The sequence below is a fragment of the Promicromonospora iranensis genome (genome assembly GCF_028994805.1).
GTDB classification, from domain to species: domain Bacteria; phylum Actinomycetota; class Actinomycetes; order Actinomycetales; family Cellulomonadaceae; genus Promicromonospora; species Promicromonospora iranensis.
The window spans coordinates 65,771-81,329 of the sequence record NZ_JAJQQP010000005.1; the positions used below are offsets into that span (position 1 = coordinate 65,771).

The window sequence follows — 15,559 nt, forward strand, 5'->3', positions numbered from 1 at the left end:
CGGCTGCGCGTCGCCCTCAGGTCACCAACCCGTTGCGGTAGGCGTACACCACGGCCTGCACGCGGTCGCGCAGGCCGAGCTTCGCCAGGAGCCGCGACACGTACGTCTTGACCGTCTCCTGGCTGATCACCAGTGTGGCCGCGATCTCGCCGTTCGACTGGCCGTCGGCGATGAGGCGCAGCACCTCCAGCTCGCGCCGGGTCAGCTCGGTGTCACCGGAGGCGCTCTCGGTGGGCCGGATCCGCGCCGCGTACCTGCCGACGAGCTGCCGGGTCACCTCGGGTGCCAGCAGCGCGGCCCCGGCCGCGACGGTGCGGATGCCGGTCAGCAGCTGCGCCGCGGGGGCGTCCTTGAGCAGGAACCCGCTCGCCCCGGCGCGCAGCGCCTCGTAGACGTACTCGTCGAGGTTGAACGTCGTCACGACGAGCACCTTGACGGGCTCCTCCACCCCGGCACCGGCGAGGAGACGGGTCGCCTCGATGCCGTCGAGCACCGGCATGCGGACGTCCATCACCACGATGTCGGGGCGCAGCCGGCGCGCGAGGTCGACGGCGGCCCGACCGTCCCCGCACTCGCCCACCACCTCCAGGTCGGGCTGGGCATCGATGATGGTCGCGAACCCGGTCCGGATCAGCACCTGGTCGTCGCAGACCAGGACCCGGGTCGGCGCGCTCACGAGCGGCTCCCGGTGGGGATGCGGGCCAGCACGACGAAGCCGCCGTCGTCCGTCGGGTGGGTGCTGAGCTCGCCGCCCAGGGCCGCGACCCGTTCCCGGAGCCCGATCAGGCCGCGCCCGCTTCCGGCCGGAGCACCGCGCGAGCCTGCCCGAGGGCCGCGCTGTGCGCCGGCTTCCGTGCCCGGCCCTGCCGTGCTGACCTCCACGGTGATCTCCCTGTCGTCGTAGTGCACGGTGACCGCCGTCGGGCGGCCGTAAGCGTGCTTGAGGGCGTTCGTCAGCGACTCCTGGACCACGCGGTGCGCCGTGCGTTCGGCGCTGCCCGCCTCCTGGGCGGGCGTGCCCTCCTCGGTGAGCTCCACCGGCTGCCCGGCCTGGCGGGTCTGCTCGACGAGGGTCCGGTGGTCGCCGTCGGTCTGTGTCCTGGCGGCACCCTCGTGCCCGGGGTCGAGCAGGTCGAGCAGGTTCCGCAGGTCGCCGATGGCCCGCCGGCCGGTGTCGCCGACGGCGGTCAGGGTCGCGTCGAGCCGGTCCGGCTTCGCAGTCAGGTACCGCGCCGCCTCCGTCTGCACGACCATCGCCGTCACGTGATGGGTCACGACGTCGTGCAGCTCGCGGGCGATGCGGGTGCGCTCGGCGGCGCGGGTGTCCTCGGCGACCCGGAGGCGGCGTTCTGCCTCGGCCGCCCGGCTGGACCGCAGCCAGGTGCCGATGCCCCACGCCAAGGCCATGACCAGGTAGAACGTCAGGTACTCGTCCACGCGCTCCGCGCCGGTCAGCCGGTCGAGCATGACCGCCAGCCCCACGTACGCCACGGAGAGCGCGACGGCGGCGAGCCGACGGCGGTGCGCCAGGTGCGCACCCGCGCTCACCAGCGCGATGCCGAGCGCGTTGGACCCGAACGAGTGGTACCCCTGGACCTGGCTGACCACGAAGCCGAGCGAGACCAGCGCGACGCACAGGGCCGGCCACCGCCGGCGCACGGCGAGCGGGAGGCACTGGAGCGCGATGACCAGCACCGCGACACCGTCGAACGGACGGACGGGCACCTCGCCGACCTGCGTCCCGTACTCGCGGAGCACGGGCACGAACGCCGCACCGGCGAGCGCGAGGGCGAGCGGCAGGTCCCGGACCGTGACGTCGAGCCGGTGCCACCGGTCGCGCCACCGATTCGGGACCTGCCGGAGATCGATCACCGGGGGAGCGTAACGGCCGCGTCGGCCCGGGTGCCGCGCCGACGCGGGATCACGTGACCACGCCGGTAGGCCAGCCGCATGAACACCGCGGCGACCAGCAGGCAGAACACGATCGAGAACAGGCTGCCCTCGGGGCCGAACTCCCCGCCCGTGATCAGCACGGGGCCCGACGTCGTCGCGTCCAGCAGGCCCTGCGGGGTGTTGTTGCCCGAGACCTCCGTGCTGAAGATGGCGCTCCCCGCGATGTTCCAGCCGAAGTGCAGACCGATCGGCACCCAGAGCTTGTGGGTGGCAACGTACGCAGCGGTGAGCATGCCGCCCGCGATGGCGATCGCGAGGGCGCCCCACAGGGTGGCGTTCGGGTTGACCAGGTGGACCAGGCCGAACAGCACGCTGGTCAGGACCAGAGCGATCCAGGTGCCGGTCCACCCCTTGATGATCCGGAACAGGACGCCGCGGAAGATCAGCTCCTCCACCACGGCGACGGACGCCATGACGCCGAGCAGTCCCACCGCGCCCGCCGTCGTGCCCAGGCCGTGGACCGTGTAGCTGCCGAGGAAGGCGAGGCTCACGATGACCAGGCTGAACAGTGCCACACCGAGCAGCGTGCCCCAGGCGAGACCGGACGCGGCCCCCTGCCGGGACACCTCTACGACGGCGCGGTGCTCGGTGCGCCGTACCACCCAGGCGTAGACGAGGACCGCGACCACGGCGGTCACCAGCCCGACGACGAGCGCCAGCCAGGGGCTGTCGCCGACCAGCAGCGAACCCTGGCTGCCGAGGAAAGAGACCGCTACAACGGCCAAGAGCTGCCACACCAGACGCACGATGACTCCTTCGAGAAGCCGCAGCCGGAGTGCCGCGGACTACCCCGAACGCTATGGATCCGGCCGCCTCAGGTAGTCACCGCACGGTGGACACTCGCACGTAGCTCGCACGGGGGACAGACTGGGCAGCTATGCGCAGCACTCTCGACCGGATCAGGGCGGAGATCGTCGCCCACGAGTCCAACGCCTGGGCGCGCGACCTCGGCTACGAGCCGCTCTACGCGGCGGCGCCCGGCGCCCGCATCGCGCTCATCGGGCAGGCGCCCGGCCGCAAGGCACAGGAGAGCGGCATCCCGTGGAACGACGCCAGCGGTGTGCGGCTACGGAGCTGGCTCGGCGTCGACGACGTGCAGTTCTACGACCCGAACCTGTTCGCGATCATTCCCATGGACTTCTATTACCCGGGCAAGGGTGCCTCGGGCGACCTCCCGCCCCGCAAGGACTTCGCGGGACGGTGGCACCAGCGGATCCTCGCGGAGCTGCCGGACCTCCGTCTCACCGTCCTGGTCGGCGGCTACGCCCAGAAGTACTACCTGGCGGGGCGGGCGAAGCCGACCCTGACCGAGACCGTGCGTGCCTACGCCGAGTACCTGCCGTTCACGATCCCGCTCGTCCACCCGTCGCCGCTGAACTTCCGCTGGCAGACCAAGAACCCGTGGTTCGAGGAGGAGGTCGTGCCCGCGCTGCGCTCGCTGGTGGCGGAGGCGCTCGCGGGTACGTGAGGGGACAGCGGCCTCACGTCAGCCGGGTGCCGTCAGGCAGCGTCCTCGGACCGCGGGGTCGTTCCACGTTCTGACGGCTCGATTCCGCCGAGCGCGTCCTTGAGCAGTCGGGCCTTGTGGGCGAGCTCCAGGATCTGCAGCCCCTTCGCCGTCGGCTGCCAGCTCTGGCCGGTGTAGGTGAGCACCTCGTCCCCGTAGGCCAGACGGGTTGCCGTCAGGTGGTACTTGACCGTCGCGGAGTCTCGCTCGATCGCGGTGGCGGCAGCGCCGTACGAGCCGCACTCGTGCAGCGCCAGTACGGCAAGCAGGTTCTCGCTCGTGGCCTTCTTGGCGCGCACCATCGTGGCAGTTCCTTCCCCCTGGCGGCACTGGTGTGGCATACGGCTACACCGTAGGCATGCTGACACGTAGTCGTCAAAGTCCGACAAATCCGAAGATGCCATTTCACCCGTAGGTTTTCTTCCCCTGTTGGCCGCTGGGCAATGGCTGGTTGGGTACCGGTGGTTCGTTGACTTCCGCCTGAGACGGGCGGGGGCATTGCTCAGGGGGATCTGATGGCTCGCAGGACGACGACCGGACCGGTCGCGGTGTCGACAACGTTGCCCGTGCCCGGCGCACGGTGGTGGGCTCGGACGGCGACGGTCGCGGTCACGGCCGCCGCCCTGGTCGGTGTCTACCTGGTGCCTGCCCTGCCGGCGGCCGCATCGAGCGTCGACGAGCAGTCGGAGGCGGACCGCGCCGCGGCTGCGGCAGCTGCCGCACCGCCCACCTCGGGCAAGAGCGATCTCGGCTCGGGCGAGAGCGACGACGAGGGCGGCAACTGGTTCACGGACCTGTTCGACGGCGGCGACTCGACCGAGGCGGATCCCATCCCGGCGGATGCCGAGCTGGCGCCCGAGCAGCATGCGGTGGATCCGACGGTCGTCACGCCGGCCGAGCCGGGCGAGCGGGTGCGCGAGCTGACCGGCAAGCGGACCGTCAACTCGAGGACGTTCCTGCTGAACGACGGTCAGCGGCAGGTCGAGGCCGCCGGTGAGCCGTTGTTCTACGAGACCGCTCAGGACGGCCTGGTGGAGATCGACACGACCGTCGCTGCGACGGGCAAGGCGGTGGCCGCCGCGGGTGCGAAGGGTCTCTCCGCGAAGGCGGGCAAGGCCGCTTCGTCACGGGGCTGGTCGCACGCGAACGTGGCGAACACCGCGCGGTCCTGGTTCGGCCGGAGTGCCGACCGGGTCGTCCGGGCGGAGGACGCCGACGGCCGTGGCGTGACCGTCGGGCTGCCCGACGCCGACGACGGTGAGCTGTCCTCGCCTCGGGTCGACGGCGACACGGTGACGCACGAGGACGTCGCGGCGCTGGGCGGCGCCGACCTGTCGTACGAGGTCCTGCCTGGCCGGGTCAAGGAGTCGATCACGCTCTCCGAGGCGCCGGACGACGCGGCCCCGGTGGAGTACACGTTCACGCTGTCCGACCTCGGGGAGCTGACCCCGCGCCTCGAGGAGGACGGGTCGATCGGGTTCTACGGTGAGCTCGACCCGGAGCCTGCCGTGATGATCCCGGCGGGCGTGATGTGGGACTCCCGCGAGGCGGAGACCTCCGAGGGCGGCAAGCTGTCCGCGCCGGACGACCAGGGCGCGTCGGTGTCCGAGGACGTGACCTACGAGCTGGAGCCGTCGGGCGAGGGTGAGTGGACGCTGACCGTCGCGCCGGACATGGACTGGCTCACCGACGAGGACCGGGTCTGGCCGGTGACGGTGGACCCGACGATCATCATCTCGCCGACGGGGAACTTCTCGAAGGACACGATGCTCCTGTCGGAGGCGCCCACCACGGAGTACTACGCGAGCAGCCGCCTGTCGGTGGGCCGCACCGGGGGCGGCGTCGCTCGCGCCATGCTCGCCTTCCCGCAGCTCGAGGACGTGGTGCCGAACGGCTCCACGGTGACCGACGCGGACCTGGGGCTCTACTTCGACCAGGCACACACCGACTGGGCCACCCGCGTGCCGCTGGAGGTGCGTGAGGTCACCGGGGCGTGGGAGTCGCCCACGGCGAACTGGTCGAACGCCAACGGTCTGGAGGGCGGGATCGCCGGCTACCAGCGCACCTTCGACAACACGCACGCTCAGGCGGAGTTCTCCGGGGACTGGCCGGCGTCGGGCAACACCGCGCTGACGCAGTATGCGTACGGGCGCACGTACCAGTTCTCGTACGGCAACGGTGACGGCACGACGGACGAGTTCTCGGTGACGCCGAGCCTGCCGGAGGGCGGGGTGTGGCAGATCCGGGTGGCGCACGTGCCTGCGGAGGACCGGGCGAGTGCGGCGAAGCTGCAGGTGACGTTCCCAGGCGGGAGCACGCGCACCTACAACGTGGACATGACGCGCGGTACCGCGACGTCGGGTGGGGTGTGGTCGGTGGTGCAGTCGCACACCCTGAACCCGGGGGCGCGGGTCGCGGTGACCGACCAGGGCGTGCAGACCGGGAAAGTGGTCATCGCCGACGCGATTCGCCTGATCAAGGGCGGCACGGCCATCCGCACCCCGGGGCAGATCGGCAAGTGGCACAACTACGACGTCACCCAGACGGTGAAGAAGTGGGCCACCGGTTCGCTGGCGAACAACGGGTTCATGGTCCGCGCCACCGACGAGAGCGTCAACGGCCCTCTGGGCGGGCCCCGTTACGAGGCGGGGGAGAACGTCTACGGCGGTGAGACCCGCAACATGCCGCGCCTGACGGTGACCTACGGGCAGCCCGGCGTCGTCATGGACATCCCCGACACGATCCACGCCACCGGTGCGGAGCTGTCCTGGTCGACGTACAAGGACCCCTCGTCGAACGCCGGCGACAACCTGGTCGAGTACCAGGTGCACCGGTCGGTCTCGCAGACCTTCGCGCCGTCGTCCTCGACACTGGTGGCGCCGGTGGCCCCGGGTACGACGGAGTTCGTGGACACGACAGCGGTCCCGACACCGGCCGATGCCACAGGCGACGGCAAGCTGTACTACTACCAGGTCGCGGTCAAACGGCGAGACGGCAGCATCGTCCCGTCGTCGACACAGATCGTGCGGCTGCCCAAGGCCGGCCACACGACCAAGGTGCTGGTCGCCTCGGGGGACACCTCGCTGGCCAGCGGCAAGCCGACCCAGAACTGGAACACGGTCCAGGACATCACGACCCAGCACTGGGACCTGGTCGGCAACGCGTCGGCGGTCTACGGCGACACCCGCACCGTCATGGAGTGGGACGACACCGCGTGGGACGTCCCCGACGGCGCGGTGGTGACCGATGCGTCCCTGCGGATGTGGCAGGAGACGACGGAGACCACGCGCACCAACACGGACGGCAGCATGGTCTACCCGACCCTCGGCCAGTATCAGCTGCGTCGTGCCACCGTCGACTTCGACGAGACCACCGCCACGTGGAACGACCCGGACGGAGCCGGCCCGGGCACATGGAACCCGGGCGGTACGCACACCTCCGCCGTGCAGTCGACCGTCTCGAGCGTCGGTGAGGGTCCGTCCCGCCTGGCGTGGGACGCCACCGCCGTGACCCAGGCGTTCGTGAACAACCCGTCCTGGCACAAGTCGCTGATCGTGCGGATGGCGGACGAGGCGGCGTCCCAGGACCGGTCCCTGTTCGCCTCGAAGGAGGCGGAGAACAACGGCGGCCTGGAGCGTTCCGGTCCGCGCCTGTCGGTCACCTACCTCAGCACCGCGCCGGAGGACACCTTCTACGCGCCGGACACCCCGGAGCGCATGAACCCCGGCGCCACGTACAAGGTGCCGGTGACCGTGTCCAACACGACCCAGACGACCTGGGTCGCCGGGGCCCAGGAGCTGGTCGCGTCCTGGACGCTGCCGGACGGCTCGGTGGCGCCGGGGTCGGAGTCGACCACGACGGCACTGCCGCAGGACCTGTCCTCCGGCGAGGTGGCGGACATGACGGCGACCGTCGTCGCGCCTCCCGTCAGCGACGGCAACCTGCGTTCGGACTACTCGCTGTCGTGGGAGATCGCCAACAGCACGTCGGCCGCGCAGGAGAAGACCACCCGACAGGACGCGGAGGCCGCGGGGGAGGACTCTGCGCAGGCCGCGGCGTCCGCCCAGGGGCTGGACACCACGGCGACGGGGGACCTGGCCGAGCAGACCGAGGCGAGCACCCTGGCCGAGGCCGGCATCGCGGCGCTGCCGGCCGGGAAGCTGAAGCAGAACGTCGCGGTCGAGGACCCGACGTCGGACCAGCTGGGCCTGGAGAGCTTCTACACCTACGCCGGCAAGAACACGGGTGCCGGCGGCACCCTCATGACCAACGTGGCGGCGGGCAACGCCGTCTGGTCGTACGACGCGTTCAGCAACCCGGGCCGCGGCCTGTCGACGTTCGCGCGGTTCTCGTACAACTCGCAGGACACCTCCGACACGGTGTCCGGGTTCGGCTGGTCCGCGCAGGTGGCCGGGCCGATCCGGCTGGGCGCGCCGCTGGAGTTCCACCCGAACAACGGCCCGCGCGAGATCATGCTGCCGGACGGCGACGGCACGACCCACGTGTTCCGGCTGAACTCCACCACCGGCCAGTGGGACGCCCCTGCGGGCGTGAACTACCGGCTGACGCAGAGCGCCGCTGACGTGACCTGCCCCGGCAACCAGGACTACGTGGCGGACGCCTGGCAGCTGCTGCGCCCGGACGGCACGACGTTCGTGTTCGGTTGCGACGGTTACCTGAACGAGGTGATCGACAAGAACGGCAACACGCAGCAGTTCACCTACGCCGAGCGGCAGTCGAACAACCAGCCCCGCAAGTTCCTGCAGTACGTCACCGACCCCACGGGCCGGCAGACCCTGACCGTGGACTACTGGACCAAGGGCCAGACCGGCTGGCGGTACGTCGACGAGACCACCGGAAACCTGGTCGACGGGTCGGGCAAGCTGACCAACTCGAAGATCTACGACCACGTGCGGTCCATGACGGACGTCTCGGGGCGCAAGCTCGAGTTCTACTACACCGACAAGGGCCTGATGGGCCGGATGATCGACGGCGCGGGCGCCACGGACGACGCCGGCGAGTCGATCGCCAAGCACTTCAAGTTCACCTACGACGCCGACCAGGGCAACAAGAACGCCAAGCTCACCGAGGTGACCGACCCGCGGGGCAACACCACGCGCATCGGGTACTACTACCAGTCCGAGGGGGACGACCCGAAGGACCACTGGTCGGTGCAGACCATCACCGACCGGCTCGGTGGCGACACCTCGTTCGACTACGTGCCGCACGCGACGAACGACGACTGGTGGAACTCGACGGTCACCGACGCCGAGGGGCACGCGACGAAGTACGTCTCGGACGACTTCGGCCGACCGCGGTCGGTCACCAACGCGAAGTCGGAGACGGTCGCGCTCACCTGGGACGGGGACAACAACGTCCGGTCGCTGACGGAGGCCAACGGCGCGGTCACCGCGTACTGCTACGACCCGAAGACCGGGTACCCGCTGTGGCAGCGCGACGCCGAGCAGAACGACGCCCGGGGCGGGGCACCCGCGGCCTCGGAGTGCGTGCCCGGGGAGACGGCCGAGCAGGCGCCGCCCGGTGCGCAGGTCATGGAGTACCAGCCCTGGGAGAACGGGTACGTCGCGCAGATCGCGCGGACCACGTCGCCCGAGGGCCGGAAGAACCAGTTCACGTACGACGACAAGGGCAACCTGCTGATCGTCACGGACGGCAAGGGGATCGAGACGGCGACGGCGGGCGACTACACGACGTCGTACACGTACGACGACTTCGGGCAGCTGCTGACGGCCAAGGACGCGAACGGCAACGTCACGAAGTACCGCGGGTACACCGCGGTGGGATACCCGGAGGTGTCCGAGGACGCACTCGGCAACGTCTCGCGGACCACGTACTCGAACGACGGGCGTGGCCTGGTGACCCAGGTCGAGGACCCGCTCGACGGCCTGGTGACGCAGGCGTACGACGCCTTCGGCCGGCCGCTGACGGGTACGCAGCGCAAGTCGGCGGACGAGACCATCACGACGCCGGCACCGGTCTACGACGCGAACGACAACGTGACCGTCTCGACGGCGCCCAACGGCGCCGTGTCGACGGCGACGTACGACAAGACCGACCAGGTCACGAAGTCGACGATGCCGAAGGACACGTCCACGGGGCCGGAGCGCGCGAGCGTGTTCACCTACGACACGGTCGGCAACCTCGAGACCGTGACCGAGCCCAAGGGCGTGGCCACCACCGGGGACGCCTCCGACTTCGTGACGCGGTACGGGTATGACTCGATCTACCAGCAGACGTCCGTGACGAACGCTGACGGCGACGTCATCAGCTACTCGTACGACGAGGTCGGCAACCTCGTGAAGACCGTGGACCCGAAGAAGAACGCGTCGGCGGACCCGGACGACTTCACGTCCACGACGAAGTACGACCTGAACCACCGGCCCGTCTCGGCGACGGACGCCGCGGGCAACACGAGCACGACGGACTACGACGCTGACGGCCTGGCGGTGTCCTCGACCGACCCGGACGGCAACACGTCCTACGTGACCTATGACGTGCGCGGTGCCCAAGTCGAGACGAAGACGCCGCACGAGAGCGTCGGTGGTGTGGTGCAGTACCGGACCACGAAGGTCGAGTACGACGAGGTCGGCAACACCACCCGGGTGATCACACCACGCGGTGTGGCCACGGCTGAGCCGGACGACTTCGCCTCGCGGACGGAGTACGACGAGCTGAACCGGCCGGTCAAGCAGTTCCAGCCGTACGACCCGGCGGACACCCGGCACAACGACGCGAACGTCTACACAGAGACGACGTACGACGCCGCCGGGCGAGTGGTGAAGACGTCGATGCCGCCGTCGGAGGACCAGACGGTGCGCAACGACTCGACGACCGAGTACTTCGACAACGGGTGGATCAAGAAGTCCAGCGATGGCTGGGACATCTCGACCGCGTACGAGTACGACGACCTGGGTGCGCAGACGGCTCGGACGCTGACCTCGGCGGACGGATCCGCGAACCGGACGATGACGTGGTCGTACTTCCCGGACGGGAAGCTGCGGACCAAGGCCGACGACGGTGTGCCGGTGGGATCGCACTCGGTGGTGACGGACAACGACACCGAGGGCCTGGTTGAGCCGACCGGTACGTGGGCGACTGCGTCCGCTGCGGGGGAGCAGGGCACCAACCACCGCACGCATGCTGCGGTGTCGGGGGCCTCGACCGACACGTTCACCTGGACCCTGGATGTCCCGGCGGACGGCACGTACTCGGTGGCGGTGACGTACCCGCAGGTTTCGGGTGCCGCCTCGGACGCGAAGTTCGAGCTGACGCATGGCAAGGACGGTGACGGTCAAGGCGGCGAGGTGACCGAGCCGGCGTACACGGTGAACCAGACGACAGGTGCGGGCGGGTGGTCCGACGTCGGACGGGTTGCGCTGCGCAAGGGCGACCCGGTCATGGTGACGTTGAAGCCGTCTTCCACGGGGGTCGTCGTGGCCGATGCTGTGCGGTTGGTGCGGGACAACTCCGCGGACACCGACACGGAGGCGCACGCGTTCGCGTACTCCTACGACGTCAACGGGAACCTGACGGGGATCAACGACACGTCCTCGGGTGCCCGGGCGGACGACTACCAGGTCGCGTACACCGGGTTGAACCAGGTGGCGAGCGTCAAGGAGGCGTTGGCGGGTCAGGAGACAGCGACGACGTCGTACTCGTACGACGTGCTGGGGCAGCCGCTGACGGTGGCTCACCCGGACCAGTCGTCGGCGTACAAGTACGAGGATCCGCGGCACCTGCTGACGTCTGTTGCGGTCGACGACCTGAACGACACGGCCGCCGCGAAGGTGACTCGGTACAGCTACGACAACCGGGGCATGCGGGCTACGGAGACGAAGGCCAACGGGAATGTCGTCACCAACGGCTACTTCCTGGATGGTGCGCTGAAGTCGCTGCGTGAGGAGAAGTCGGGCGGGGCTCTGGTCGCGTCGCACGCCTACACGTACGACAACAACGGCAACAAGCACACCGATGTCGCGTCGAAGGCGAACGCGGACGTTGCCGGGGCGTATCTCGAGTCGACGACGACGTACTCGTACGACCCGGCCGAGCGGCTGTCGGAGTCCGTCAAGACGGGTAACGGGGCCAAGACCGAGACGTATGTGCATGACGACAACGCGAACGTCATCGAGCAGTCGGTGGGTTCGACGGCGACGACGTACTCCTACGACCGCAACCGGCTGCTGACTGCGACAGCTGATGGGGCAACGGCGTCGTACCGGTATGACCCGTTCGGCCGGCAGACGTCGGTGGTCTCGGCGGGGTTGACGATCTCTCGGACGACGTATGACGGGTTCGACCACATAGCCGAGTCCGAGAAGATCAATGAGTCTGGCGCGCTCGAGTCGACGACGTACGAGTACGACCCGCTGGACCGGACGGCGTCCAAGACAGCTGATGGCAAGACGACCGACTACACCTATCTCGGAATGTCGTCAGAGGTGCTGGGCGAGGAGGTCGCCGGGCAGCTGACGAAGTCGTACCAGTACTCGCCCTGGGGTCAGCGGCTGTCGCAGATCACGCACCAGGCGGACGCGGAGGCCGGGGTCGAGGCGGGGGAGAGTGCGTACTACGGGTACAACGCGCACACCGACGTAGAAACGCTGACCGACGATGCGGGCAACTCGATCGCGACCTACGGGTACACCGCGTACGGCAACGCGGACGAGTCTGAGTACACGGGGATCGACAAACCCGCGGCCGGTAGCCCGGAGGATGCTGAGCCGTACAACGCCTACCGGTACAACTCCAAGCGTTGGGACGCAGGCTCCGGCACCTACGACATGGGCTTCCGCGACTACGCACCTGGTCTGAACAGGTTCACCACTCGGGACATGTACAACGGGTCACTGGCCAACTTGGGACTCGGATCCGACCCGTACACCAGCAACCGGTACGCCTTCACCGCCGGTAATCCGATTAACTTCATTGAGACTGACGGGCATGAGCCCCGGCCGATTCATCAGGGTGCGGCAGGGCCGAACACCGCTGGATGGGTCGCGCCCGCGCCGTCAGTCACGAATTCTAAATTGCAGAATATTCTCGGCGACATCTATGCAAAGCCTGGCTCGACTCCAGCAGTCGGGTCTGGGAAGGCGGCGGAAGCACTGATCCACGAGCTCGAGACCGGTAAGCCCACGAAGGGCCGTTTCCATAGTGTGGATGCGGGTGAGTTGCTACGACGAATCAGTATGCTCACCGAAGAGGACCGGAAGGCTCGTGTGAAGGGTAACGCACTACTGACAGACCGCGATCTCAAGATCGCACAGACCGAAGCACAAGAATTGTGGGACGCTCTCGATCGAAAGGTCGATTCAAAGAACCCTGTTTTGCAAGACCTGAAAGACAATCCGGGAAAGATGGAGTCGCTCCGAAACGCCATGACAAAGGTGGCAGAGGCGCCCTCGATGCGCGCAACGACCGGCACCGCTTTCACTGAGGACCCTCACAAAGGGCCCCGGCTCAGTGGGCAGGCAAAACTGCCTAGGCTTATGGGTGGGCTTGGCGTGGTCGGAGAGCTCCTGTTTGTCATCGACTATGGCATGATGGCGGGCGATGCCTGGAATGGGGACCCGAGTGGCGGCTGCGCAGACCCGTTGCTTGCCAATATCGTCTCGTCCTGCCAATCTCCGGTCCCACCGGCATGAGGTCGAAGGTCCTGGGTTTGATTGGCGACATCAATGCAGAGGAGGTGGACCGCGTGGGGTCCGAGTCAAAAAGCGACACAGACGCAGTAGGGGACCTCTTGCAAGGCTACTTTCCGGATTTCCGCGTCGCCGTAGAGGCCTTTGTCCGTGACCATAAAGATTATGCCGACGGGCTCAATACCGATTGGCGAACGACGGTCGATGCGTGGGCGTGGGTGTCGGAACTCTTTATTCCAGAGATTCTCAGGCCAGCGTTGACGGAAGATAGAGGTGATGACCTGGTGCAACGAATCTCCTCGTTTCTTGAGGATTTGCTTGTGCTCCACCGCCCGTCAATCGATGACCTATTGAGGGCGCGCGTAATCGATCATCTTCTCGGCTACAGAGAACTCTGGCAGAAGTTGCGTCCGGCAGCAGGGCCACTTCTGCTGGAACTTGTGAGTGAGCAGCAGCAGTATTACGGGAGGTCGCTCTAATAGCCTGCTTCTGAAATGTTCTGACGGTTGGTTTTAATCCTACGGCGTGGCCGAGATGTGAGTTGATGTAGATGGACCTGCATGTGTGCTGATGCCGAGTCCATTCGCCGCGAGCCGAGCGGCCGCCCCTGGGGTCGGTTCGGTCGTCGCACACAGCCCTCGCTCTACCGGCTCACCGAACCGGCTCCCATGCGAACCCGTCTGGGTCGGTGAACGCCCCGAGTTCACTGTCCACCGCCAGCCGGTGCGAGCCCGTTCCCTCCGGCGGCACGCCGGCGTCCTTGGCGAGCGCAGCGCGCTTGTACAGGCCGAACCCGATGGGGCTGGATCCCATCTTGAAGTCGACGTACGAGCCGAAGCTCTTGCCGACGGTCAGCCCGTGCGCGACGTAGAACTTCTTGCTCGCCGACACGTCGTCCGCCCCGATGAGGAGCACTATCTCGTCGAACGTCCGCGCGGCGGGTCTGGAGTCCTTCTTCGCGGAGGTCGCGAACTTCCAGATGGTGCCGTCGGGTGCCTGGACCACGCCACCGTGGCCCCACATGGACTTCGTGACGGGCTTGAGCACGGTGGCCCCTGCCTCGACGGCGGCGTCGAACAGGGCGTTGACGTCTCCCGGCTGCGACGACACCAGGGAGATGTGGAAGCCGCGGAACCCGTCGGTAGGTGCGTCGGTCTCGCGCAGGCGGAGCCGGTCGCCCAGGTCGAAGGCGGCGTCGTAGAAGGAACGTGCGGAGCTGAGGTCGGTCACCTCGAGGGTGACGGAGTCGATGTGTGCCATGCCCATGACGTTAGGTTCGGCGGGCCGTCGTGTGCTTCTCGATTCCTGACCACTCGCTACCACTCTCTGCTGACGGCCGTGCCCGCCGGAAAGTAGCCTTCTCACCATGGCACCGGAGCTGCTCACCTGGTTGCTCGACTCCGACCCGGCCCTGCGCTGGCAGGTCGAACGCGACCTCGCCGGGGCGCCCGAGGACGTCTGGCGCGCCACCCGGGCGCGCGTCGCGACCGAGGGGTTCGGGGCCCGACTCCTCGCGCTGCAGGATCCCGACGGGCAGTGGGCCGGCGGCGCCTTCTTCCCCGCCGGGTACCAGGGCGACGAGGAGGGCCAGCCCTGGACCGCGACGACCTGGTCGCTCAGCAGCCTCCGCGACTGGGGTCTCGACGCCGCCGTGCTGGCCGGGACCGCCGAGAAGCTTGCCGCGAACAGCCGGTGGGAGTACGAGGACCTGCCCTACTGGGACGGTGAGGTCGACTGCTGCATCAACAGCTGGACGCTTGCCAACGGCGCGTGGCTCGGCGTGGACGTCTCGGGCATCGCCCAGTGGTTCGTCGACCACCGCCTGCCCGACGGCGGCTGGAACTGCGAGTGGGTGGAGGGCTCGACACGCTCCTCGTTCCACTCCACGCTCAACTCCCTCAAGGGCCTCCTGTACTACGAGACCGCAACCGAACCTGCGACCGGTGGCAGTGACGACCTGCGCGCCGCGCGCCGCGAGGGCGAGGAGTACCTCCTGGAGCGGCGGCTGCTCCACAGGCTGTCGACGGGCGAGCTCATCGGTCCGTGGGCCACCCGCTTCGGGTATCCCTTTCGCTGGGGCTACAGCGCCCTCAACGCCCTGGACTACTTTCGCGCGGCGGCACTGCACGACGGCGTCGGGCCTGATCCTCGGCTCGCCGACGCCGTCGGCGTGGTCCGCGGCGCCCGCCGACCGGACGGCACCTGGCTGCAGGAGGGGCGCCATCCGGGCCGGGTCTGGTTCGAGGTGGACGTGCCGCCGGGGGAGCCGTCCAGGTGGCTCACGTTCTACGGCACGCGCGTGCTCGACTGGTGGGACGGCGCTGGCACTGTGTGAGGCTCGGGTCGGGGAGCTGTACAGGGCTGCGGGCTCGCTGCCCGACTGCTGGCACACGTTTGACTCCCTATTTACAGCGCTGTAAATTCCCCCGGTCGC

At 68.5% G+C, this 15,559-nt stretch carries 9 protein-coding genes; 4 read left to right on the forward strand and 5 right to left on the reverse strand.

What is annotated here, in order from left to right:
• Window positions 1–16: 16 nt before the first annotated feature.
• The 3 genes from LUM46_RS09585 to LUM46_RS09595 are packed head-to-tail and all read right to left on the reverse strand — an operon-like array spanning window position 17 to window position 2,699.
• Window positions 17–676, reverse strand: a complete 660-nt coding sequence (locus LUM46_RS09585; RefSeq protein WP_274993606.1) for a response regulator — start codon at window positions 674–676, stop codon at window positions 17–19.
• Window positions 673–1,872, reverse strand: coding sequence for a sensor histidine kinase (locus LUM46_RS09590; RefSeq protein ID WP_274993607.1), 1,200 nt, complete (start codon window positions 1,870–1,872; stop codon window positions 673–675). Before LUM46_RS09590 ends, LUM46_RS09585 begins: the two co-directional genes overlap by 4 nt.
• Complete coding sequence (locus LUM46_RS09595) at window positions 1,869–2,699, reverse strand: CPBP family intramembrane glutamic endopeptidase (RefSeq protein WP_274993609.1); 831 nt, start codon at window positions 2,697–2,699, stop codon at window positions 1,869–1,871. The genes LUM46_RS09590 and LUM46_RS09595 overlap by 4 nt, the downstream gene beginning before the upstream one ends.
• Window positions 2,700–2,830: 131 nt before the next feature.
• On the opposite strand from LUM46_RS09595, the gene LUM46_RS09600 reads away from it, so the two are divergent.
• Entirely contained in the window at window positions 2,831–3,421 is a 591-nt protein-coding gene (locus LUM46_RS09600; RefSeq protein ID WP_274993610.1) for a uracil-DNA glycosylase family protein, read from the forward strand.
• A gap of 32 nt (window positions 3,422–3,453) precedes the next feature.
• Here the strand turns inward: LUM46_RS09600 and LUM46_RS09605 are convergent, their stop codons facing one another.
• Window positions 3,454–3,762, reverse strand: coding sequence for a hypothetical protein (locus LUM46_RS09605; RefSeq protein ID WP_274993611.1), 309 nt, complete (start codon window positions 3,760–3,762; stop codon window positions 3,454–3,456).
• Window positions 3,763–3,975: 213 nt separating this feature from the next.
• On the opposite strand from LUM46_RS09605, the gene LUM46_RS09610 reads away from it, so the two are divergent.
• Together LUM46_RS09610 and LUM46_RS09615 are read left to right on the forward strand one after the other, a co-directional pair.
• Entirely contained in the window at window positions 3,976–13,128 is a 9,153-nt protein-coding gene (locus LUM46_RS09610) for a golvesin C-terminal-like domain-containing protein (protein WP_274993612.1), read from the forward strand.
• A gap of 17 nt (window positions 13,129–13,145) precedes the next feature.
• Window positions 13,146–13,604: a hypothetical protein gene (locus tag LUM46_RS09615; protein ID WP_274993613.1), complete on the forward strand. Its 459-nt coding sequence runs from the start codon at window positions 13,146–13,148 to the stop codon at window positions 13,602–13,604.
• 172 nt (window positions 13,605–13,776) lie between these two features.
• Here the strand turns inward: LUM46_RS09615 and LUM46_RS09620 are convergent, their stop codons facing one another.
• The gene (locus LUM46_RS09620; protein WP_274993614.1) at window positions 13,777–14,385 is read right to left on the reverse strand and encodes a VOC family protein; all 609 of its coding nucleotides are present in this window, start codon (window positions 14,383–14,385) and stop codon (window positions 13,777–13,779) included.
• Window positions 14,386–14,491: 106 nt separating this feature from the next.
• Between LUM46_RS09620 and LUM46_RS09625 the strand changes: the two genes are divergently transcribed.
• A complete protein-coding gene (locus tag LUM46_RS09625) occupies window positions 14,492–15,460 on the forward strand; it encodes a squalene cyclase (protein ID WP_274993615.1) in 969 nt (322 codons plus the stop codon).
• Window positions 15,461–15,559: the final 99 nt, after the last annotated feature.